The following is a 19936-nucleotide window of genomic DNA, read 5'->3' as shown; positions in this document are numbered from 1 at the left end:
CCGGGTCGCCGGTCGATGGCGGCCAGGCCCTGCGCGGGTGAGGCGGCGTGAGGCGGGACCGCCGGCCGCCGGTTCAGCCCAGCTTGGCGAGTACGTCGTTGTAGCGCTTCCGCTCGGCCGCCGCGGTCCGGGTGCCGAGGTAGTTCAGCACCACCGCCCCCTGCCGGTACGCGTCCGCGCCCCAGACGTCGCTCTGGTTGGTGGCGGTCGCCTCGTCCGGGAAGACGTACACCGAGACGGCGTCGCTGACGAGCAGTTGGGCGCAGCCGATGCCGCCCCCGTTCGGGCCGCAGTCCTTCGACCGGTCGCGGACGTCCGGCGCCTTCAGCCCGGCGGCCTTGAAGGCGTCGACCACCTTTCGGGCGGTGGGTGCGCCGGCGGCCTTCTTCGGCATGGTGAAGGGCGGGGTGGACGGACTCTCCGACGGCTTGCCGGCGGGCCTGCCCTGGGCGGCCTCGTTGGGCGCGTCGGCGGGGGCGGCGGCGCTGGTCGCGGGGGCCTTGGACCGGCCGTCGGCCCACGCCCCGCCGTCGGAGTCGTCTCCGGGGTCGCTGCCGCAGGCGGAGAGCCCGAGAGCGACCAGGACCGACAGGGCGACCGGCAGGGCACGGAGGCGTTTCGTCACTCCGGCAGTCTGCCTGACCGCCTCGACGCGGCGGCACCCGCCGGTCGGCCAGGCTGCGTTCGCCGGTCAGCCCGGCCGGTACGCCGGCTAGCCTTCCGGCATGAACCCGACCGCGTGGATCTCGCTGACCACCGACTACGGCCTCGGCGACGGGTTCGTGGCCGCCTGCCACGGGGTGATCGCCCGGATCGCGCCGGCGGCGCGGGTGATCGACGTGACCCACCTGGTGCCCGCCGCCGACGTCCGGCGGGGCGCGGCGGTGCTCGCCCAGACCGTGCCGCACCTGCCGTACGGGGTGCACGTGGCCGTGGTCGACCCGGGTGTGGGCACCCCACGGCGCGGGATCGCGCTGGTCACCCCGGGCGGTCTGCTGGTGGGGCCGGACAACGGCCTGCTGCCACCGGCCGCGGCGGCGCTGGGCGGCGTCACCGCGGCGGTGGAGCTGACCAATCCGGAGTGGCTGGCGCCCGAGGTCTCCCGCACCTTCCACGGGCGGGACGTCTTCGCCCCGGTCGCGGCCCGGCTCGCTCTCGGCGCGCCGCCGTCCGACGCGGGGCCGCCGGTCGACCCGTCCACTCTGGTCACGCTGCCCGCGCCGGTGGCGCGTCGGGACGGCGACGGGTGGACCGTGGAGGTGCTCACCGTGGACCACTTCGGCAACGTGCAGCTCGCGGCCGGCCCTGACCTGCTGGACGCGCTGGGTGACGCGCCCCGGGTCGCCGGTCATCCGGCGGTGCGGGGCCGGACGTTCGGTGACGCCCCGGCCGGGGCGCTGGTGTTCTTCGTGGACTCCGCCGGTCGGCCGGCGGTCGCGGTCAACGGTGGTCGGGCGGCGGACCTGCTCGGCGTCGCTCCCGGTGACCTCGTGCGGCTTCGGCCGGAGCAGGACGGGTGAGTGCCGGTTCCGCTCGGGTGTGGAATGCTGCTCCGGTGGGTGAAGTGTGGGTTCCCGTCGCCTGTCCCTGCTGCGCGTCCCGGACCGGTGGGGGCACCTGCCCGGTCTGCTTCTGGACCGACGACGGGCAGGGTGACGCCGACGCGGAGGTGGTGCGCGGCGGCCCGAACGGCGAGCTGAGCCTGACCGACGCGCGGCTGAACTACGCGGTGTACGGCGCCAGCCACCCGCGTTACCAGGAGATGGTCCGCGCGCCCCACCCCGACGAGCGCCCCTGACCGGAGCCGCCCCGTCGGGCGCGTGACGGCGCCCGCCGGGACGGCGGTCGGACGGTGGATCAGCAGGGCGGGGCGGTGCCGCCGTAGACGGCGGAGATGTACGCGTGGCTGACGTACTGCCCGCTGGCCAGCCGGTTCCATCGGGTGGTGGTGCGGTACGGCCCGGTGATCCGCTGCCCGGTGACGTAGCACTGGATCGGCACGTTGGCCCGTTCGGCGGCGAGGCCCCGCACGCCGTACCCGGTGCCGGGGCCGGTGCGGATGTTGAGCGGGCCGTCGCCGACCACGCCGCGCGGCCCACCGCCGGTCCACAGGTACGCCACGTCGACCCAGGCGTTGTCGGTCAGCAGCAGCCCGTCCCAGAACGTGCCGTCGGCCAGGTCGATGCCGCCCGGGTTGAGCACCCTACGCCCGAACTGGTCGCGTCCGCCGTTGTAGCCGTACTGGTAGGCGGCCTGCGCCTCGGGGCGGCCCTGCGGCAGGTTCTTCCAGTTCTCCCGCACGGCGCTGGGGTTCCAGTAGTCGTCGCGGGTGTTCCACGGGCCGACGTCCCAGACCGGGGCGTACTCGCAGCGGCTGCCGCTGGTGGTGCAGACCCGCACGGTGTAGTCGCCGGTGTTGATCGGGGAGAGGGACCGCCTGCTGGGCAGCGCCGCGAAGTGGTCGCGGGGCTGGACGGTGCGGCCGTTGGCGGTCACCCCGCCGACCAGGCCGATGCGGGTGGCGTAGACCCGGTAGACCCGGCCGGGGGTGGCGGCCGCGGCGACGGCGGCGGTGTCGGCGGTGAGCGCGACGGCGCGTACCGCCGCAGTGGCCCGCGGGTTGCGGGCGGTGAGCAGCACCCGGGCCTGGACCCGGGTCACCGGCCGGTCGAAGACCGCCGCCGTGGCGGCCTCGCGCCACTCGGTCCAGCCGGCTGTCCGCCAGCTGCGGACCTGGACCTGCGCCGCGCCGCCCCCGGCCAGGTCGGCGGTGACCGCGGCGCTGACCCGGGTGGCCGGGCGGGCGAGGACGCGCGGCGTGCCGAGCAGGGTGCCCTCGGCGACCGGTCCCCCGGCGGCGGCCGGGCGGGTGCGGGCGCCCGGGCGGGAGTCGGCGAGCCGGAGCCGGCCGGCGGTGACCCGGACGTTGACGTCGTCGCCGCCGGCGACGGCGAGGTCGACGGACCAGCGTTCGGCGCCGGCGGCGGGGGCGCCGGACCACGCGTCGGCGGGGGCGGCGGTCGCGGGCCGGGCGGTGGGGGCGGTCCGCGGCGCGGCGGGCGCGGCGGCGGGGGTGAGGGTCGCGGCGAGGGTGACGGTGAGCGCGCCGACGAAGACGGATGATCGGGTACGACGGGGACAGGGCATGGCATTCTCCTCAGAACCCCCTGATAGTGCGTTGTCAGGAGATCCAGAGGAAGCGCCATACATATAGCGACACATGCGAATTTCGCTCGGGCGAGAGAGGATGGTGGGGTGCCCGAAGGCGACACCGTCTGGAACACCGCCCGCGTGCTGCACCGTGCGCTGGCCGGGGCACGGCTCACCGGCAGCGACTTCCGGGTGCCGCAGCTGGCCACCACCGACCTGACCGGCTGGACGGTGCGCGAGTCGGCCAGCCGCGGCAAGCATCTGCTGCTGCGCCTGGCCGACCCCGGGGAGCGGTCCGGCCCGGAACACTGGACGCTGCACTCGCACCTGCGGATGGACGGCGCCTGGCGGGCGTACGCGCCGGAGGAACGCTGGACGGCCCGGCCGGCGCACCTGATCCGGGTGGTGCTGCGCAGCGCGGGCGCCGTCGCCGTCGGCTACCACCTGCACGAGCTGACCCTGGTGCCGACCGCCGAGGAGGAGTCCCTGGTCGGCCACCTCGGCCCGGACCTGCTCGGCCCGGACTGGGATCCCGCCGAGGCGGTCCGCCGGCTCGCCGCCCACCCGGACGTCACGATCGGTGAGGCCCTGCTGGACCAGCGCAACCTGGCCGGGGTGGGCAACCTCTACAAGTGCGAGCTGCTCTTCCTGCGCGGCATCTCGCCGTGGACGCCGGTCGGCGCGGTGCGGGACCTGGCCGGCACGGTCGCCCTGGCCCAGCGGCTGCTCGCCGCCAACCGGGGCCGCTGGACGCAGAGCACCACCGGTTCGCTGCTGCGCGGGCGAACCAGCTACGTCTATGGCCGGCGGGCGCAGCCGTGCCGGCGCTGCGGCACCGCCATCCGCAAGGAGGAGCTGGGCGAGCGGGTCACCTACTGGTGCCCGCGCTGCCAGCCGGAGCGCTCCTGAGCGCCGTCCCGCCGTGGAACTTCCACGAAACGGCAAGTTACCCCCGAGATACGGACGAACAGGTAATTCCCTCCCGGACCCCCGGCGTCGCATGCTGCGGTGAACCGCTCACCGATCGTCAGCAGCGGGTACGCCCACCACGCCGGGGTGGCGGACGTACCGGCCCCGACCCCGGGGAGAGCCATGGCCCTGTTCCGCATGTTCCGGCCCGGCTGGGCGGGCCGTGCCGTCCGGACCGCCGCGCGCCCACCGTCCGCGCCCACCGCGCGCTCCTCCGAGGAGAACGGTCCCGCCCCGGCCAGCCTCGACCCGGCCGCCGTGCCGCGCTGCTTCGGCCCGGTGCCGAATTTCGCGTCCAGTCCCCTGCCGGCGCTCGACGCGCGCGGCCGGGTGGCCACCGGCACCGGCGTGCGCAAGTTCGTCGACGCGCTGCCGCTGCCCGGCCCGCTCGGCCGCAACGAGCTGGGCAGCCACCTGCCGGTCGCGGTGCCGGACACGATCAGCTACCCGGGCTGCGACTACTACGAGATCGGGCTGCGGGAGTACACCCAACGGCTGCACCGCGACCTGCCGACCACCCGGCTGCGCGGCTACCGGCAGCTCAACCTCGGCACCGACGCGGACGGCCACAACACCGTCGCGCCGCCGGGGCGGCCGTACCACCTGGGGCCGGTCATCATGGCGCGGCGGGGACGGCCGGTCCGGGTCAAGTTCATCAACCAGCTCCCCACCGGGCGGGCCGGCGAACTCTTCCTGCCGGTCGACCCGACGCTGGACGGCGCCGGCACCGGGCCGCTGGACGGGCCGGCGCCCTATCCGCAGAACCGGGCGGTCCCCCACCTGGCCGGGGCGCACACCGGCTGGATCAGCGCCGGCAACCCGTGGCAGTGGGTCACCCCGGCGGGCGAGATCACCCCGTACCCGACCGGGCCGGGGCTGACCCACGTGCCGGACATGCCGCACCCGGGGGCCGGCGCCACCACGCTGTACTACCCGAACGAGCAGAGCGGCCGGCTGATGTGGCTGCACGACAACACCCTCGGGCTGTCCCGGTTGACCGTCCACTCCGGTCAGGTGGCGCTCTACCTGCTCACCGACCCGGCCGAGGAGCGGCTGGTCGCCGACGGCGTGCTCCCGGCCGACCAGCTGCCGCTGGTGATCCAGGACCGGACCTTCGTGCCCGACGACGCCCAGCTCGCCGCGCAGGACCCGACCTGGGACCGGGACCGGTGGGGCGCCCGCGGCAACCTCTGGCACCCGCACGTCTACCAGCCTCGGCAGAACCCGTACCAGGGCTCCGGGCGCAACCCGACCGGCCGGTGGGACTACGGCCCGTGGCTGCCCGGCCGGCTCGGCGACGTCTCGACCGTGGAGAACCCGCACCACGACCCGGTCGTCGCGCCGGAGGAGCCACCCCGCGCGCCCGGCGTGCCGCACCCGTCGGCGGTCCCCGACGCGTACGGCGACACCGTGCTGGTCAACGGGACCGCGTACCCGTACCTGACGGTGCAGCCGAGGGCGTACCGGTTCCGGATCCTCAACGCCTGCGCCGACCGCAGCCTCAACCTGGCGCTCTACCGGGCCCGCTCGGACGGGCCGATGTGGCAGGCCGACGGCGGGCTGGCCGACGCCGGCGCCGGTGAGGTGCGGATGGTGGCGGCGGTGCGGATGCCGGGGCGGCCGGACGGGTGGCCGACCGACGGACGCGAGAGCGGCGTGCCCGACCCCCGGACGGCCGGCCCCCGCATGATCCTCATCGGCAACGAGTGCGGGCTGCTCCCGGCGCCCGTGGTGGTGCCGAACCGGCCGATCGGCTACCGGTACGACCGCGGCGACCCGACGGTGCTCAACGTGGACGGGCACGCGCTGCTGCTCGCCCCCGGCGAGCGGGCCGACGTGGTCGTGGACTTCTCCACCGTGCCGCCGGGCGGCACCCTGATCCTCTACAACGACTGCCCGGCCCCGCTGCCCCGCTTCGACCCCCGGTACGACCACCACACCGACGCCCCGGACCGCACCGCCGAGGGTGGGCTCGTCGGCACCCGCCCCGGGTACGGCCCGAACACCCGCACGGTGCTCCAGATCCGGGTGGCCGGCGCCCCCGCCGCCCCGTACGACCTGGCCCGGCTGACCGACCGGCTCCCCGCGGCGTACGCGGCCAGCCAGCGGCCGCCGATCGTGCCGCAGCCCGAGTACGACCGGGCCTTCGGCACCCGCACCCCGGTGCGCACGGTGGTGCCGGCGCACGCCACCTCGGTCAGCTTCACCCCGACCGGCGCCCCCGCCCCGGTCACCCTGCCGGTGGAGGTGAAGAGCGTCGGGCAGGTCTTCGAGCCCGGCCACGGGCGGCTCGCCGGGCGGCTCGGCGTCGCCCAGCCGTCCGGGGGCGCGCTCGGCCCGACGGCCGTACCGCTGGACCCGACCGAACCGGCCACCGAGGTCCTCTTCGCGGCCGACCCGACCCTGCCGGTGGGCGGCGCGGCGGACGGCACGCAGCTGTGGCGGCTCTGCGGGACGGGCCGGCAGACCCACCCGGTGCACCTCAGCGGCGCCGACCTGCAGGTGGTCAACCGGGTCGGGTGGGACGGCACGGTCCGGCCGCCGGACCCGGGCGAGCTGGGCTGGAAGGAGACCGTGCGGGTGAACCCGGCCGAGGACGTGATCGTGGCGCTGCGCCCGGCGGTGCCGCCGCTGCCGTTCAAGGTCGGCGACAGCGTACGGCTGCTCGACCCGACCCGACCCGCGGGTGCCCGGATCGGCGGCCCGCCGGACGGGCGGCCGGTGCTCAACCAGCTGGTCAACCTGGGCTGGGAGTACCGCTGGCAGAGCGCCGCGGCGGGGCTGCGGGACCTGGGCATGAGCCGGCCACTGGTGCTGCGGGTCTCCCCCAGGGCGCCGACCGGGCTGACCGCCACGCCGGTGCCGGGCTCGGCGACCGCGCTGCCGGCGATCGCGCTGGCCTGGACGGGCAACGGCAGCCGGCCGCCGGCCACCAGCCACCTGCTCCAGCGGGCCACCCACGCCGGTTTCACCGAGGGGCTCACCGCGATCACCGTGGCCGCCACCGCGTCCCGGTACACCGACGCCACGGTGACCCCGGGGGTGACCTACCACTACCGGATCCGGGCGGAGAACGCGGTGAGCTGCTCGGCCTGGTCGAACAGCGTGCCGGCCGCGGTCCGCCTCACCGCGCCCACCGGGCTGACCGCGGCGATCCCGCCGGCCGCCCCGCTGCGGATCGCGCTGCGCTGGGCCAACCGTTCCTTCGCCACCGGCGTCGACGTGCAGCGGGCCACCAACCCGACGTTCACCAGCGGCCCGGGCACCACCGCGATCGGGGTGGCGGAGAACCACCTGGATCCGGTGATCGCCCCGGACACCACGTACTACTACCGGGTGCGGACCACGTACCTCGGCGCCGCGTCGCCCTGGTCGACGGTCGCCACCGTGACCACCCCGCCCGCCCCGGCGGTGCCGACCGGGGTGGCCGCGGTCGTCAGCGCGCCCGCGCCGGACACCGCGACCGTGGTGCTGAGCTGGGCGGCCGGCAGCCCCGGCGGCCCGGGCTCGGGCGTCATCGTGCAGCGGGCGGTGGACGCGGCGTTCAGCCGCGACGTGGCCACCTTCACCGTGACCGGTCGCGTCTTCACCAACACCGGGCTGGCGCGCGGGGTCACCTACCACTACCGGATCCGCTCGTACAACGTGGTCGGCAGCTCACCGTTCAGCGGCCCGGTGCCGGTCAGCACCCCGCCGTGACGCGAGGTGCGGTCAGCGCGCGGGGAAACGCACCGGGCCCTTGCCGGCGCGCAGCTCCGCGAGGGCGGCGGCCACCCCGTGCAGGAGGTCGGTCGCCTCCGTCAGGCGGGAGGCCGCGACGTGCTCGCCGCTGGGGCGGACGTCCTCGGCGATGTACCCGGCGGCGGCGGCCACCAGCCCCTCGTAGGCGGTCACACCGGTCTCCAGCTGACCGACCAGGGCGCGGTGCGACTCGGCGAGCCGGGGCCGGGCCTCGACCGGCGCCAGCCGGAGGGCCCGTTCCACGCTGGCCACCCGGTTGGCCAGGTCGCGCAGGGAGCGGTCGGCGGCGGCGGCCTCCAGCACCGCCGGCTCGGCCAGCCCGGTCAACCGGGGCGTCATCCCGGCCAGGGTGAGCGCCGCCCGGTCCAGCCGGGCCCAGGACTCGGCGGCGGTGGTGCCGCGCAGGGCCAGCCGGGACCGCAGCCGCCGCACCTCGGCCAGCACGCCAGGGCCGACGGGGAGCCGCTCGACCGCGGCGACCAGCCGGGCCCGGGAGCGGGCGGCGGCCTCGGCCGGGTCGACCGCGGGCGGGGCCGGCCGGGCCGCGAGGGCCCGCAGGTCGACCCAGCGCCAGGCGGCCAGGACCACCGCGCTGCCCGCGGCGCCGGCCCAGGCCGCGTCGGGCAGCCCGAGCCCGGCGTACGGGGTCAGCACGGCAGCCGTGCCGCCGAGCCCACCGGCCATTACGCTCCACCGGCGGGCGGATCGCCGCAGCCGGCGCAGCCGTCGGAAGTGTCGCGTCCGCTCGTCCGCCACCCGTACCTCCTCGTGCCGTCGCCTCAGCTGGCGGCGGTGGTGTCTCCGGTGCCCCGCTCGCGGGTCATGCTGGACCGGATCTCGTCCAGCCGGGCCGCGGCGGCCGGGTCGCCGGCCGGCTTGGCCGGCTGGCCCTGCGGCGTCGCGGTCCGGTCCGGCGCGCCGGCGAGCTGCTCACCGGCCATGCTCGCCCGGATCTGCTCCAGCCGGGACGACCCGGCGCTGTCGAGGCTCGACTTCTGTACCTCCAGCATCCGCCCCTCGACGGAGTTGCCGGCCAGCTCGGCCCGGCCCATCGCGTTGGCGTAGCGCCGCTCGATGCGGTCCCGCACCTCGTCCAGGGAGGGGGTGTTGCCGGGGGCGGTCGTCGAGGACATCGACTCCAGCGAGCGGGCCACGCTCTCCTGCATCTTGGCCTGCTCCAGCTGGCTGAGCAGCTTGGTGCGCTCGGCGAGCTTCTGCTGGAGGATCATCGAGTTGTTCTCGACGGCGCGGCGGGCCTGGGCGGCCGCGCCGAGCGCCTGGTCGTGCAGGGTCTTGAGGTCCTCGGTGGCCTGCTCGGCGGAGACCAGCTGGGTGGCGAGCACCTGGGCGGTCTGTTCGTACCGGCCGGCCTCGGTCTCGTCGCCCCGGGCGCGGGCCTGGTCGGCGAGGACCAGCGCCTGCCGGGCCATGCCCTGGAGCTTCTCGACCTCGGACATCTGCCGGGAGAGCTTCATCTCCAGCTGACGCTGGTTGCCGATCACCGCGGCGGCCTGCTGCACCAGCGCCTGGTGCTGTCGCTGCGCCTCCTCGACGGCCTGCTGGATCTGCACCTTGGGATCGGCGTGCTCGTCGATCTTCGCACCGAAGAGCGCCATCAGGTAGTGCCAGCCCTTGACGAACGGGTTCGCCATCTCCGCGGTATCCCCTCAGTAGCGTCGCTGCGCCTCGCCCCGGGCGGACCGGGCCGATCGGCCGGCGCGCCGTGCCCCCATCGTCGCAGTCGGGCGCCATCCGGGCGTCCGTACCGCGGGAGTCGTCACACGGCCCGCGATCAACCCTACGCGGCGCGGAGCGCACCGGCCACGCGGCGAGGTGAGCCGCTCAGGCGGCGCAGACCACGTCCCGCTCGCTGGGGCGGACCCGGGTGCTGCGCAGGGTGGCCTTGAGCGGGGAGTCCTGGCGGACCTGGACGGCGACCTTGCCGTCCGAGCTCACCTGGCGCACGCCCCGGTTGGCCGGCTTGCGTACCGCGGTGGGCACCGGCTCGTCCTGCACCGGGACCAGCACGCCCGGCATCTGCTCGGCGAGGGCGACGGTGTCGCTGACCTCGCGCAGCAGCTCGGAGAGGCGGGCGCCGAGCGCGTCGCAGATGGCGGCCAGCAGCTCGCTGGAGGGCTCCTTCTGGCCGCGCTCGATCTCGGACAGGTAGCCGAGGCTGACGTTGGCGGCGGTGGAGACCTCGCGCAGGGTGCGGTGCTGACCCTGTCGGCGCGCCCGCAGTGCGTCACCGATGACTCGGCGTAGCAGGACCATGGCACCTCCCCCTGACGGGAAAACCTCCGCTCCGCCGCGCGGACCGGCGTCGGGCGCGGGCTTCCGCGCCGCCGCCGGCGTCGAGCGCCGGAGCCTTCCCGCAACCGTACCCGTTGACCGGCCCGACGACATCCCACCCCGGCCGTCGGATCGCGTCACCGGGTTCACCGCCGCCCGGCGGGGGCGGCGTCGGCGTCGTCCACCGGACCGGACTCCGGCGCGGTGGCCTCGATCCGCTCGGCGAGCAGCCGGAGCGCCTCGATGACCGCGGCGGCGCGGATGTGGTCCCGCCCACCGTCGAGGTCCAGCCGACGCACCGTCGTGCCCGCCGGCCCGGCCGCCGCGACGTAGACCAGGCCGACCGGCTTGCCGTCCTGCGGCTCCGGCCCGGCCACGCCGGTGGTGGCGAGCCCCCAGTCGGCCCCGCACCGTCGCCGCCCGCCCTCGGCGAGCGCCGCCGCCACGTCGGGGTCGACCGGTCCGCGCTCGGCCAGCAGCTCCGCCGGCACTCCGGCCAGCTCCGACTTCAGCTCGGTGGCGTAGGTGACCAGGCCACCTCGGTAGACCCCGCTCACCCCGGCGATGTCGACGATCGCGGCGGAGAGCAACCCGCCGGTGAGGGATTCGACCGTGGCCAGCGTGCCGCGCCGCTCGTGCAGTTGGTGCACCACCCGGGCCGCCGAGCTGCCCGGTGACCGTTCTCCGTTCGCGTCCGTACTCATGTCGGAGTTACCTTCCCCGCCGCGCCGCCGCTACTCGTCCTCCGCCCCGCCGGTCCGGATTCAGCGGGCGGGACGGCGCAGTCGCAGGGCCTGGGCGACGTAGTCGAAGCCGGTGACCACGGTGACCAGCACCGCGGCCCCCATGATCCAGGGGCCCACCACGGCGAGGGCGGCCGGCATCGGCCAGAGGTACCAGGTGATGGCGAGGATCTGGAGCGCGGTCTTGATCTTGCCGCCGCGGCTGGCCGCGATCACACCGTGCCGGATCACCCAGAAGCGCAGCAGGGTGATGCCCAGCTCCCGGGCGAGGATGACCGCGGTCACCCACCAGGGCAGCCGGTCGTACCAGGAGAGCAGCAGCAGGGCGGCGCCGGTGAGCGCCTTGTCGGCGATCGGGTCGGCCACCTTGCCGACCGAGGTGACCAGCCCGAACCGGCGGGCGATCCAGCCGTCCACCAGGTCGGTCGCCGAGGCGACCACGAAGATCAGACAGGCCGCCAACTGCCAGCCGGCGTGGGTCATCGCCGAGACGACCACCGACACCGCGAAGACCGGCACCAGCACCAGCCGCAGGGCGGTCAGCGCGTTGGCCGCGTTGAGCACCGGCACCCGGGGCACCACCGGCGCCGACTCCGTCGCGCCGGTCACGGCCGCACCGGGATCCGGCCGCGTACCTGGCAGCACACCACGTGCCTCCCCCGCTCCCTCCGGGCCCGCCGTCACCTTTCCGCGCCGGGCGCCGCCGAGATCATCTCATCCGGTACGGCGACCAGGTCGACACCCTCGGTCGCGGTGACCGTGGCGCGCACCAGATCGCCGGGGCGCAGCGCGGCCAGGTCGACCCCGCCGCCGTCGGGCGCGACCAGGGTGGTCGAGCCGTCCACCTCCGGGGCCTGGTGGGCGGCCCGCCCCTCGACCACACCGCCGTCGACCGAGTCGACCAGCACCTCGACCGTGCTGCCGAGCCGCTCCTCGGCCCGCTGCGAGCAGAGCTCGTCGGCGAGGGCGCTGAGCTTGTCGTACCGGCGCTTGATGGTGGCGGCGGAGACCTTGCCGGGCAGGCCGGCGGCCTCGGTGCCGTCCTCGTCGCTGTAGTCGAACATGCCGATCGCGTCGAGCCGCGCCTCGGTCAGGAAGCGGACCAGCTCGTCGATGTCGGCCCGGGTCTCGCCGGGGAAGCCGACGATGAAGTTGCTCCGCGCGCCGGCCTGCGGGGCCAGGGCGCGGGCGCCGGCCAGCAGCTCCAGGAACCGGTCGGTGGAGCCGAAGCGGCGCATCCGGCGCAGCACCGGCTCGCTGGAGTGCTGGAACGACAGGTCGAAGTAGGGCGCCACCCCCGGCGTGGTGGCGATCGCCTCGACCAGCCCGGGCCGGGTCTCGGCGGGCTGGAGGTAGCTCGCCCGGACCCGGACGATGCCGTCGATCGCGGCGAGCTGCGGCAGCAGCTTCTCCAGTGCCCGCGGGTCACCCAGGTCCTTGCCGTACGAGGTGGAGTTCTCGCTGACCAGCACCAGTTCGCGGACACCGGTCTTGGCCAGCCACTCCGCCTCGGCGAGCAGTTCGTCGGGGGTGCGGGAGACGAAGGCCCCGCGGAAGGCCGGGATGGCGCAGAACGCGCAGCGCCGGTCGCAGCCGCTGGCCAGCTTGAGCGAGGCGACCGGGCCGGTGTCGAGCCGGCGGCGCAGCACCTGGCGCAGGTGGGCCGGGGTGTGCTCGTCGGTCTCCACCGCCGCCCGGGTGGGGGTGCCGTGGCCGGGCAGCGACACCGCCGCGGCGCGCCGCTTGACCGGGGTGAGCGGCAGCAGTTCGCGGCGGTCGCGCGGGGTGTGCGCGGTCACCGTCTCGCCGGCCACGACCGCGTCCAGCCGGGCGGCGATGTCCGGGTAGTCGTCGAAGCTGAGCACCGCCTGCGCCTCGGGGAGGCTGTCGGCCAGCTCGCGGCCGTACCGCTCGGCCATGCAGCCGGCGGCGACCACCTTGGCGCCGGTGTCGGCGGCGGCGAGCAGGGTCTGGATCGAGTCCTGCTTGGCCTTCTCGACGAAGCCGCAGGTGTTGACGACCACCACGTCGGCGCCCTCGCCGTCGGTGGTGACCTGCCAGCCGTCGGCGTGCAGGCGGGCGGCCAGCTCCTCCGAGTCGACCTCGTTACGGGCGCAGCCCAGGGTCAGCAGGGCGACACGGCGGCCGGCGGTTTCGGGAGAGGTGGCAGACACCATCCGAGGGTACCGGGCGGCGCGGCGAGGGCCGGCAACGGCGGGCCGCCGGCATCGGCCGGCTCACACCCCCGGCCGGTCAGACCGCCGCCGCACCCACCCGCACCAGCCGGTCGAGGAGGAAGACCTCGGTGCCGGCCAGGCCGGTGGAGCAGAAGAGCGAGACCTGATCCGCGCCGGTCCGGCCGGGGACCGCCCCGGCCAGCACCGCGCCCAGCTCGCGCAGCCGTTCCGCGTACGGCGCGACGGCGGCGAGCATCGGCGGACAGTACGCGGCCGCCTGGACCGGCGAGTCGGTGACCAGCAGGTCGGCGACGTCGAGCAGGTCGACGCCGAACTCGTGCCGGTCGGCCTGCTTGAAGCCGACCGCGTTGACGTGGGTGCCCGGGGCGAGGTCGGCGGCGTCGAGCACCGGGGTGGTGCTGGTGGTGGCGAGCACCACCACGTCCCGGTCCCGGACCGCCTCCCGGGCGCTGCCGACCGCGCGGGCCGGCAGGCCCAGCTCGGCGCGGACCCGGGCGGCGAACGTCTCCCGCCGGTCCGCCGAGCGGCTGTGCACGGTCACCTCGCGCAGCGGGCGTACCGCCGCGGTGGCCCAGAGCTGGCTCCAGGCCTGCCGGCCGGAGCCGATCACGCCCAGGGTGGTCGCGTCGGGGCGGGCGAGGGCGTCCACCGCCACCCCACCCAGCCCGCCGGTCCGTCGGGAGCCCAGCTCCTCGCCGACGGCGACGGCCCGGACCGCGCCGGTGAGCCCGTCGTGCAGCACGACCAGCTGCTCGCTCTCCGGCAGCCCGAAGGTGTCGTACGAGCGGAAGCCGTACCACTCGCCGGTGAGGTGACCGGCGGTGAGGACCATCCGCCCGCCGCCCAGCGACGCGGCGGCCCGGGGCGGGGCGACGAGCCGCCCGGCGTGGGCGGCCAGCAGCGCGTCCCGCATCGCCGCGACGGTCGCGGGGGCGTCCAGGGCGGCGGCGACCTCCCGGTCGGTGAAGAGCAGCGTCATGCCGCCATGCTGCAATCTGAAGTCAACTTCAGCTCAACCCGATGGTGCGCCAGATCACCCCCGGCGCGGAGGGGGCGGTGTTAGCGTCGGCGACGGCGGCTTCGGCCGTCCCGGACGAGTGGTGGGCGTACCCGGTCAGGCCAAGACGCCCCGCGACAGGCAGACCGACTCGTCCCGGCCGCGAGGGCCCGGGGCCCGCTGTATCGAGGTGATGACGACCCGTGGCCTGGATCGTGCTGGTGGTCTCCGGACTGCTGGAGACCGCGTGGGCGGTCTCGCTGGACCGCAGCGCCGGCTTCAGCCGACCCCTCCCCTCCGTCGTCTTCGTGGTGACGCTGGTGCTGAGCATGGCCGGCCTGGCGTACGCGCTGCGGGAGATCCCGGTCGGCACCGGCTACGCCGTCTGGGTCGGCATCGGCGCGGTCGGCACCGCCGTGGTCGGGATGGTGGCCCTGAACGAGTCGGCCAGCCTCCCCCGGATCGCCTGCCTGCTGCTGGTGGTCGCCGGCGTGGTGGGGCTCAAGCTCTTCCACTGACTCCCGGGCGGGTACCCGGCGGCGGGTGCATCGACCCGGATGGGTAGCCCGAGGCCGGAGTGGGTAGACACCGGCCGAACACCCACATTGGCTCTCATCACGGAGGACGTCATGGCCGACATGCACGCGACCGCCCGCCCGCGCAGCAACGCCGCCCGGATCTGCACGATCCTGGCCTTCGTCTTCGCCGTCATCGCCATCTTCGTGGCGCCGATCATCTTCGGTCTCGCCGGCCTCGCGCTCGGCATCGTCGGCGCGGTGCTCGGCGACAAGCCGCTCGGCTGGTACGCCGCCGCCGCGAGCGTGGTGGGCGCCGTCATCGGCATCGCCCTCGTCGCCGCCATCCTCAACAACTGACCCCACGACCTACGCAGCGAGGCCCGCCGGGATCCGGCGGGCCTCGTCGCGTCCGGGGGGTGGAGCGGTCGCCCGCCCGTCAGTCCTCGCCGCCGCGCAGGCCGGCCAGGACCTCCTCCAACTCGTCCGGCTTGACCAGCACGTCCCGGGCCTTGGAACCCTCGGACGGGCCGACCACGCCCCGGGTCTCCATCAGGTCCATCAGCCGGCCCGCCTTGGCGAAGCCGACCCGCAGCTTGCGTTGCAGCATCGAGGTCGAGCCGAACTGGGAGGTCACCACCAGCTCGACCGCCTGCACCAGCAGGTCCAGGTCGTCGCCGATGTCCTCGTCGATCTTCTTCTTGCTGTCCTGCGCCGGCGCGAGCACGTCCGGGCGGAACTCCGGCTCCCGCTGGTCCTTGCAGAACTTCACCACGTCGGCGATCTCGCGCTCGGTCACCCAGGCGCCCTGGATCCGGACCGGCTTCGAGGCGCCCATCGGCAGGAAGAGCCCGTCGCCGCGGCCGAGCAGCTTCTCCGCGCCCGGCTGGTCCAGGATGACCCGCGAGTCGGCCAGCGAGGAGGTGGCGAACGCCAGCCGGGACGGCACGTTCGCCTTGATCAGGCCGGTGACCACGTCGACCGAGGGGCGCTGGGTGGCCAGCACCAGGTGGATGCCGGCCGCGCGGGCCAGCTGGGTGATCCGGACGACCGAGTCCTCCACGTCGCGCGGCGCGACCATCATCAGGTCGGCCAGCTCGTCGACGATCACCAGCAGGTACGGGTACGGCCGCATCTCCCGCTCGCTGCCCGGCGGAGCCTTGATCTCGCCGTTGCGCACCTTGCGGTTGAAGTCGTCGATGTGCCGGACCCCGTTGGCGGCGAGGTCGTCGTAGCGCATGTCCATCTCGCGGACGACCCACTCCAGCGAGTCGGCGGCCTTCTTGGCGTTGGTCACGATCGGGGTGACCAGGTGCGGGATGCCCTCGTAGCCGGTCATCTCGACCCGCTTCGGGTCGATCAGCAGCAGCCGCACCTCGTCCGGGGTGGCCCGGGTGAGGATCGACACCAGCAGCGAGTTCAGGCAGGACGACTTGCCCGCGCCGGTCGCGCCGGCGATCAGGATGTGCGGCATCTTGGCCAGGTTGGCCACCACGAAGCCGCCCTCGATGTCCTTGCCCAAGGCCACCACCATCGGATGGTGGTCGCTGGCGGCGGCCCGCGAGCGCAGCACGTCACCGAGGGCGACGTTCTCCGGGTCGGTGTTCGGGATCTCCACGCCGACCGCGCTCTTGCCCGGAATCGGGCTGAGGATCCGCACGTCCGGCGACTTCACCGCGTACGCGATGTTGCGGGAGAGCTGGGTGATCCGCTCGACCTTGACCCCGTGCCCCAGCTCGACCTCGTAGCGGGTCACCGTCGGTCCCCGGGTGAAGCCGGTGACCGCGGCGTCCACGTCGAACTGCTCGAAGACGCCGGTCAGCGCCGCGATCACCTCGTCGTTGGCCTTGCTCCGGGTCTTCGGCGCGGCGCCGCCGCTGAGCATGTTCGCCGGCGGCAGCGTGTAGTCCCCGTCCATCGCGGTGAGCGCGAGCTGCTCGGCCCGGGTCGGGGGCGGCGAGTGCTCCGGCGGCTCGACCGGCTTGCGGGTGGCGGGCACCTTCGCCGGCGGCTTCCGGGGCAGCACCAGCGTGTCCTGGAGGTTGACGCCGTCCAGCCCGTCCAGCTCGTCCAACTCGTCCGGGTCGACCGGCGGCGGCGCGGTCCGCCGGGCCGGGCGGCGGCGGGCGGGTCTGCCGGCCCCCTCCTCGACGTCGGTCTCCCCGGCCTCCGGGGGCGCGACCAGCGTGCCGGCGAGCAGGCCGAGCCGCTCGGGGATCTTGTTGATCGGGGTGGCGGTGACCACGAGCAGGCCGAAGACGAGCAGCAGGACCAGCAGCGGCACCGCCACCCAGGCCGTCACCGCCCGCTCCAGCAGGTCGCCGATCCCCGCGCCGACCAGGCCACCGGCGTAGTCGCGCTGCACCTGGTCCACCGGGTCCTGTCCGATGTGCAGCATCGCCGCGGTGGCGACCAGCATGGACCCCCAGCCCACCAGGCCGCGGCCGCGGTGCGCCGCGTCGACGGGGGTGCGCATCAGCCGCCAGGCGCCGATCATCAGCAGCACCGGCACCACGATCGCGATCGCGCCGAGGAAGAGCCGCACGGTGTCGGCGAGGCGGGCGCCGAGCGGTCCGGCGCCGGAGAACCAGATCCCGACCCCGCTGAGGATCGCGAGGCCGAACAGGAGCAGCCCGGCGCCGTCGCGGCGGTGCTCGGGATCGAGGTCGCGGGCGGACGCCGCCTGCCGGCCGGCGGCGCGGACCGCCCAGCCGACCCCGTGCGCCAGCCCCATCCACACCGCACCGACCGCGCGGCCGACGAGGACCGCCGGGCCCGGCCGGGCCGCCGGTCGGCGCCGGGCCGTGGCCCGGGTGGCCTTCTTCGCCGGCTGGCGGGCACGGCTGTTCGTGTTACCGCGCGGCGACGCGCCGCGTCGCCGGCTCGCCTGAGAGGTACGGCCCGCCATAGAGTCACCGTAACGGCGTGGCCCGGAACATCGCCGCTTTTCCGGGTCGTGTCCGCGCGTCGCAGCGTGGACGACGCCCGCAGACGTGTTATTCGCCTCAGAAGGGATGCCCGATGGCGTCGCCTGCTTTCGAGGACGGTCCGGACGACCCCCTGGCCGGGCACCCGCACACGCTGCGGCCGCTGACCGGCGATCTGATCGCCGCGGTGCTGCGCAACCGGGGGTACGCGTACTCGGTGGACGCCGACGGCGACCTGGTCGGTCGCTGGGAGGACAGCCTGATCTGGTTCCTCCGCCCGGGTGCCGCCGGCGAACTGCTCCAGGTACGCACCCTGGCCGCGCCGACCTTCGGCATCGAGCACGTCCCGGCGCTCTACGGCTTCTGCAACTCCTGGAACCACGACCGGCTCTGGCCCAAGGCGTTCGTGCACGTCGACGACGACGGACGGGCCCGGGTCTGCGGCGAGGTGATCACCGATCTGGAACGTGGGGTCACCCCGCACCAGCTCGACCAGCTCATCGACTGCGGCGTCTCGACCGGCTGCCAGCTCGCCGCCGCCGTCGGTCGACTGCCGGGCGGGACGGCCCCGTGACCGGCGGCGGCGACTTCCTCCCCCACCCGGGCCGCCCCGCCACCGGCCAGGGTGGACGACCGGGCCCGCCGGGCGACCGCGGCGGACCGGACGGCCCGTCCGGCATCCGCGGCGGACCAGGCGGCCGGACGGGCGACCGGGACGCCGGCCGGGGCGGGCAGCACGAGCCGCCCAGCGACCGGGGCGGGCAGCACCAGCCGCCGGCCGCTCCGGTCGGGCGCCGCGATCCGGACCTGGTCGCCGCGCTCGCCGACGCCCGCGACCTGCCGGACGGCGAGCCGCGCTTCGCCGAGCTGGAGCGCATCGCCGCCCGTGCCGACGCCGTGGGCGACGCCCGGTCGGCACTGGACGCCCGGTTCGCGCTGGTCGAGGCGTACCTGTCGCACGGGGAGCGGTGGCGGGTGGCCGAGCCGGTGCGGCGCTGCCTCGCCACCGCCGACCGGCACCCGGGCCTGCTCGACGCGCGGCCGGGCGACGCCGAGCGGCTGCGCCGGCACCAGCGCTACGCGGTCGAGGCGGCCGTCGGCACGCCCCGCGTCGGGCTCGACCAGGCCCGCGCGCTCCTCGACGACCTCGCCGACCGGGCCGGCGGGGAGGCCGGGGTGGTCGCCCAGCTGCGCTGCCGGCTCGCCGACCACCTCGGCGACGAACCCGCCGCCCGGCGCTGGTACGACCACTGGTCCGCCACCGACCCCGACCCGGTCGCCGGCTGCCCCGGCTGCCTGCCCGCCCGGCGGGCCGAGCTGCTGGCCGGCTGGGGCGACGACGCGGCGGCGCTGGCCGCGCTGCGCCCGGTGCTGGAGGGGGTGCTGGACTGCACCGACCAGCCGGAGCGGGCCATGGCGGCGGGGCTGCTGCCGTGGCTGCGCACCGGGCGGGCCGAGCGGGCCGGGTCGGCGCACCTGCGGGCGTACCGGCGGCACCGGCGGGAGCGGGCGGCCTTCCCGTACCTCGCGGCGCACCTGCGCTTCTGCGCGCTGGCCGGGCATCCGGAACGGGGGCTGGCGATCCTCGCCGAGCAGCTGCCCCGGCTGGACCACCCGTACGACGACCTCTCCGCGATGGAGTTCGCCGCCGCCGGGGCGCTGGTCTGCCTGCTGGCCGCCGAGGCGGGGCTGGGCGGGCGACGGGTGCCCCGCCCCGCGCACGGCGCCCGGCCGGCGGCCGAACCGGACGTGGAGACCCTCGGCACCGACCTGCTCGCGCTGGCCACCCGGCTCGCCGGCAGCTTCGACGCGCGCAACGGCACCGGGCACCAGTCCGGCCGGATCGCGTCCTGGCTGGCCGAGCGCCCGCTCGCCACGGCGGTGCCGCTGCCCGACGACGACGCCGGGGAGACCGACGACCCGGGTCCGGCCGCACCGGCGCCGGACGAGCCGGCGCCACTGACCCTGGCGATGATCACGGCCACCCTGGACCGGCGGGGCGACGTGTACGCGGTGGACGACGACGGCGTGGTGGTCGGCCGCTGGGACGACGCGGTGATCCAGTTCCGGCGGCTCGGGCGGCGCGGGGAGATCCTGCACGCCCGGGTGGTGGCCGTCCGGCGGCTGCCGGTGGAGCGGCTGGCCGAGGCGTACGAGTTCTGCAACGCCTGGAACCACGACCGGCTGCTGCCCAAGTCGTACGTGCACGACCTGGGCGAGGGGGAGCTGGTGCTGGCCGGCGACATCAGCACCGACCTGGAGCACGGGGTGGCCCCGACCCAGCTCGGTGTCCTGGTCGACGCGACCGTCGCCACCGGCGTCGCGTACGCCGAAGCGGTCGCCGCGCTGCCCTGACCGCTCCGCGCCGACGCGGAGCGACCCCCGACCACCGGGCGGTGGTGGT

Annotated in this window: 18 protein-coding genes and 1 riboswitch; of the genes, 8 read left to right on the top strand and 10 right to left on the bottom strand. The window is 75.7% G+C overall.

What is annotated here, in order from left to right:
* Nucleotides 1–73: 73 nt before the first annotated feature.
* Nucleotides 74–625, bottom strand: coding sequence for a hypothetical protein (locus tag V6U79_RS02935; protein WP_334523242.1), 552 nt, complete (start codon nucleotides 623–625; stop codon nucleotides 74–76).
* A gap of 100 nt (nucleotides 626–725) precedes the next feature.
* Between V6U79_RS02935 and V6U79_RS02930 the strand changes: the two genes are divergently transcribed.
* Both V6U79_RS02930 and V6U79_RS02925 read left to right on the top strand, forming a co-directional pair.
* Nucleotides 726–1520: an SAM hydrolase/SAM-dependent halogenase family protein gene (locus V6U79_RS02930; protein ID WP_334523239.1), complete on the top strand. Its 795-nt coding sequence runs from the start codon at nucleotides 726–728 to the stop codon at nucleotides 1518–1520.
* A gap of 35 nt (nucleotides 1521–1555) precedes the next feature.
* Nucleotides 1556–1798, top strand: coding sequence for a CPCC family cysteine-rich protein (locus V6U79_RS02925; protein WP_334523237.1), 243 nt, complete (start codon nucleotides 1556–1558; stop codon nucleotides 1796–1798).
* 59 nt (nucleotides 1799–1857) lie between these two features.
* Here V6U79_RS02925 and V6U79_RS02920 read toward each other — a convergent pair whose 3' ends face one another.
* Nucleotides 1858–3147: a DUF8814 domain-containing protein gene (locus V6U79_RS02920; RefSeq protein WP_334613358.1), complete on the bottom strand. Its 1290-nt coding sequence runs from the start codon at nucleotides 3145–3147 to the stop codon at nucleotides 1858–1860.
* 108 nt (nucleotides 3148–3255) lie between these two features.
* On the opposite strand from V6U79_RS02920, the gene V6U79_RS02915 reads away from it, so the two are divergent.
* Together V6U79_RS02915 and V6U79_RS02910 are read left to right on the top strand one after the other, a co-directional pair.
* Nucleotides 3256–4059: a DNA-formamidopyrimidine glycosylase family protein gene (locus tag V6U79_RS02915; RefSeq protein ID WP_334523231.1), complete on the top strand. Its 804-nt coding sequence runs from the start codon at nucleotides 3256–3258 to the stop codon at nucleotides 4057–4059.
* Nucleotides 4060–4242: 183 nt separating this feature from the next.
* Nucleotides 4243–7818 (top strand): hypothetical protein, encoded by a 3576-nt coding sequence (locus V6U79_RS02910; protein WP_442933740.1) that lies wholly within the window; start codon nucleotides 4243–4245, stop codon nucleotides 7816–7818.
* A 12-nt stretch (nucleotides 7819–7830) separates the two neighbouring features.
* Here V6U79_RS02910 and pspM read toward each other — a convergent pair whose 3' ends face one another.
* The 7 genes from pspM to V6U79_RS02875 form a co-directional block, all read right to left on the bottom strand.
* On the bottom strand, nucleotides 7831–8616 hold the full coding sequence (gene pspM, locus V6U79_RS02905) for a phage shock envelope stress response protein PspM (protein WP_334613357.1): 786 nt from the start codon (nucleotides 8614–8616) through the stop codon (nucleotides 7831–7833).
* Between the two features lie 23 nt (nucleotides 8617–8639).
* Complete coding sequence (locus tag V6U79_RS02900; protein WP_334613355.1) at nucleotides 8640–9512, bottom strand: PspA/IM30 family protein; 873 nt, start codon at nucleotides 9510–9512, stop codon at nucleotides 8640–8642.
* Nucleotides 9513–9702: 190 nt separating this feature from the next.
* Complete coding sequence (locus tag V6U79_RS02895) at nucleotides 9703–10134, bottom strand: helix-turn-helix domain-containing protein (RefSeq protein WP_334523223.1); 432 nt, start codon at nucleotides 10132–10134, stop codon at nucleotides 9703–9705.
* A 164-nt stretch (nucleotides 10135–10298) separates the two neighbouring features.
* The gene (locus tag V6U79_RS02890; protein ID WP_334523220.1) at nucleotides 10299–10856 is read right to left on the bottom strand and encodes a CinA family protein; all 558 of its coding nucleotides are present in this window, start codon (nucleotides 10854–10856) and stop codon (nucleotides 10299–10301) included.
* Nucleotides 10857–10916: 60 nt separating this feature from the next.
* Nucleotides 10917–11504 (bottom strand): CDP-diacylglycerol--glycerol-3-phosphate 3-phosphatidyltransferase, encoded by a 588-nt coding sequence (gene pgsA, locus V6U79_RS02885; RefSeq protein WP_334613354.1) that lies wholly within the window; start codon nucleotides 11502–11504, stop codon nucleotides 10917–10919.
* A gap of 71 nt (nucleotides 11505–11575) precedes the next feature.
* Entirely contained in the window at nucleotides 11576–13072 is a 1497-nt protein-coding gene (gene rimO / locus V6U79_RS02880; protein ID WP_334523214.1) for a 30S ribosomal protein S12 methylthiotransferase RimO, read from the bottom strand.
* A gap of 76 nt (nucleotides 13073–13148) precedes the next feature.
* Nucleotides 13149–14072, bottom strand: a complete 924-nt coding sequence (locus V6U79_RS02875) for an ornithine cyclodeaminase family protein (protein WP_334613353.1) — start codon at nucleotides 14070–14072, stop codon at nucleotides 13149–13151.
* 89 nt (nucleotides 14073–14161) lie between these two features.
* Nucleotides 14162–14227: riboswitch (guanidine-III (ykkC-III) riboswitch) on the top strand.
* 66 nt (nucleotides 14228–14293) lie between these two features.
* Here V6U79_RS02875 and V6U79_RS02870 point away from each other — a divergent pair.
* The gene (locus tag V6U79_RS02870) at nucleotides 14294–14608 is read left to right on the top strand and encodes a DMT family transporter (RefSeq protein WP_334523209.1); all 315 of its coding nucleotides are present in this window, start codon (nucleotides 14294–14296) and stop codon (nucleotides 14606–14608) included.
* A 111-nt stretch (nucleotides 14609–14719) separates the two neighbouring features.
* Nucleotides 14720–14965: a hypothetical protein gene (locus V6U79_RS02865; RefSeq protein WP_334523206.1), complete on the top strand. Its 246-nt coding sequence runs from the start codon at nucleotides 14720–14722 to the stop codon at nucleotides 14963–14965.
* Between the two features lie 79 nt (nucleotides 14966–15044).
* Here V6U79_RS02865 and V6U79_RS02860 read toward each other — a convergent pair whose 3' ends face one another.
* Nucleotides 15045–17513: an FtsK/SpoIIIE family DNA translocase gene (locus V6U79_RS02860; RefSeq protein ID WP_334613352.1), complete on the bottom strand. Its 2469-nt coding sequence runs from the start codon at nucleotides 17511–17513 to the stop codon at nucleotides 15045–15047.
* 113 nt (nucleotides 17514–17626) lie between these two features.
* On the opposite strand from V6U79_RS02860, the gene V6U79_RS02855 reads away from it, so the two are divergent.
* Both V6U79_RS02855 and V6U79_RS02850 read left to right on the top strand, forming a co-directional pair.
* Nucleotides 17627–18106 (top strand): YbjN domain-containing protein, encoded by a 480-nt coding sequence (locus V6U79_RS02855; RefSeq protein ID WP_334523200.1) that lies wholly within the window; start codon nucleotides 17627–17629, stop codon nucleotides 18104–18106.
* A 104-nt stretch (nucleotides 18107–18210) separates the two neighbouring features.
* Entirely contained in the window at nucleotides 18211–19887 is a 1677-nt protein-coding gene (locus V6U79_RS02850) for a YbjN domain-containing protein (protein ID WP_442933294.1), read from the top strand.
* Nucleotides 19888–19936 lie beyond the last annotated feature (49 nt).

Origin of the sequence: Micromonospora psammae (assembly GCF_036902725.1) — a bacterium.
In the GTDB taxonomy this organism is placed as follows: domain Bacteria; phylum Actinomycetota; class Actinomycetes; order Mycobacteriales; family Micromonosporaceae; genus Micromonospora.
The sequence above is the reverse complement of the archived record's forward strand: the minus strand, read 5'-3'. Positions and strand labels throughout refer to the sequence as shown.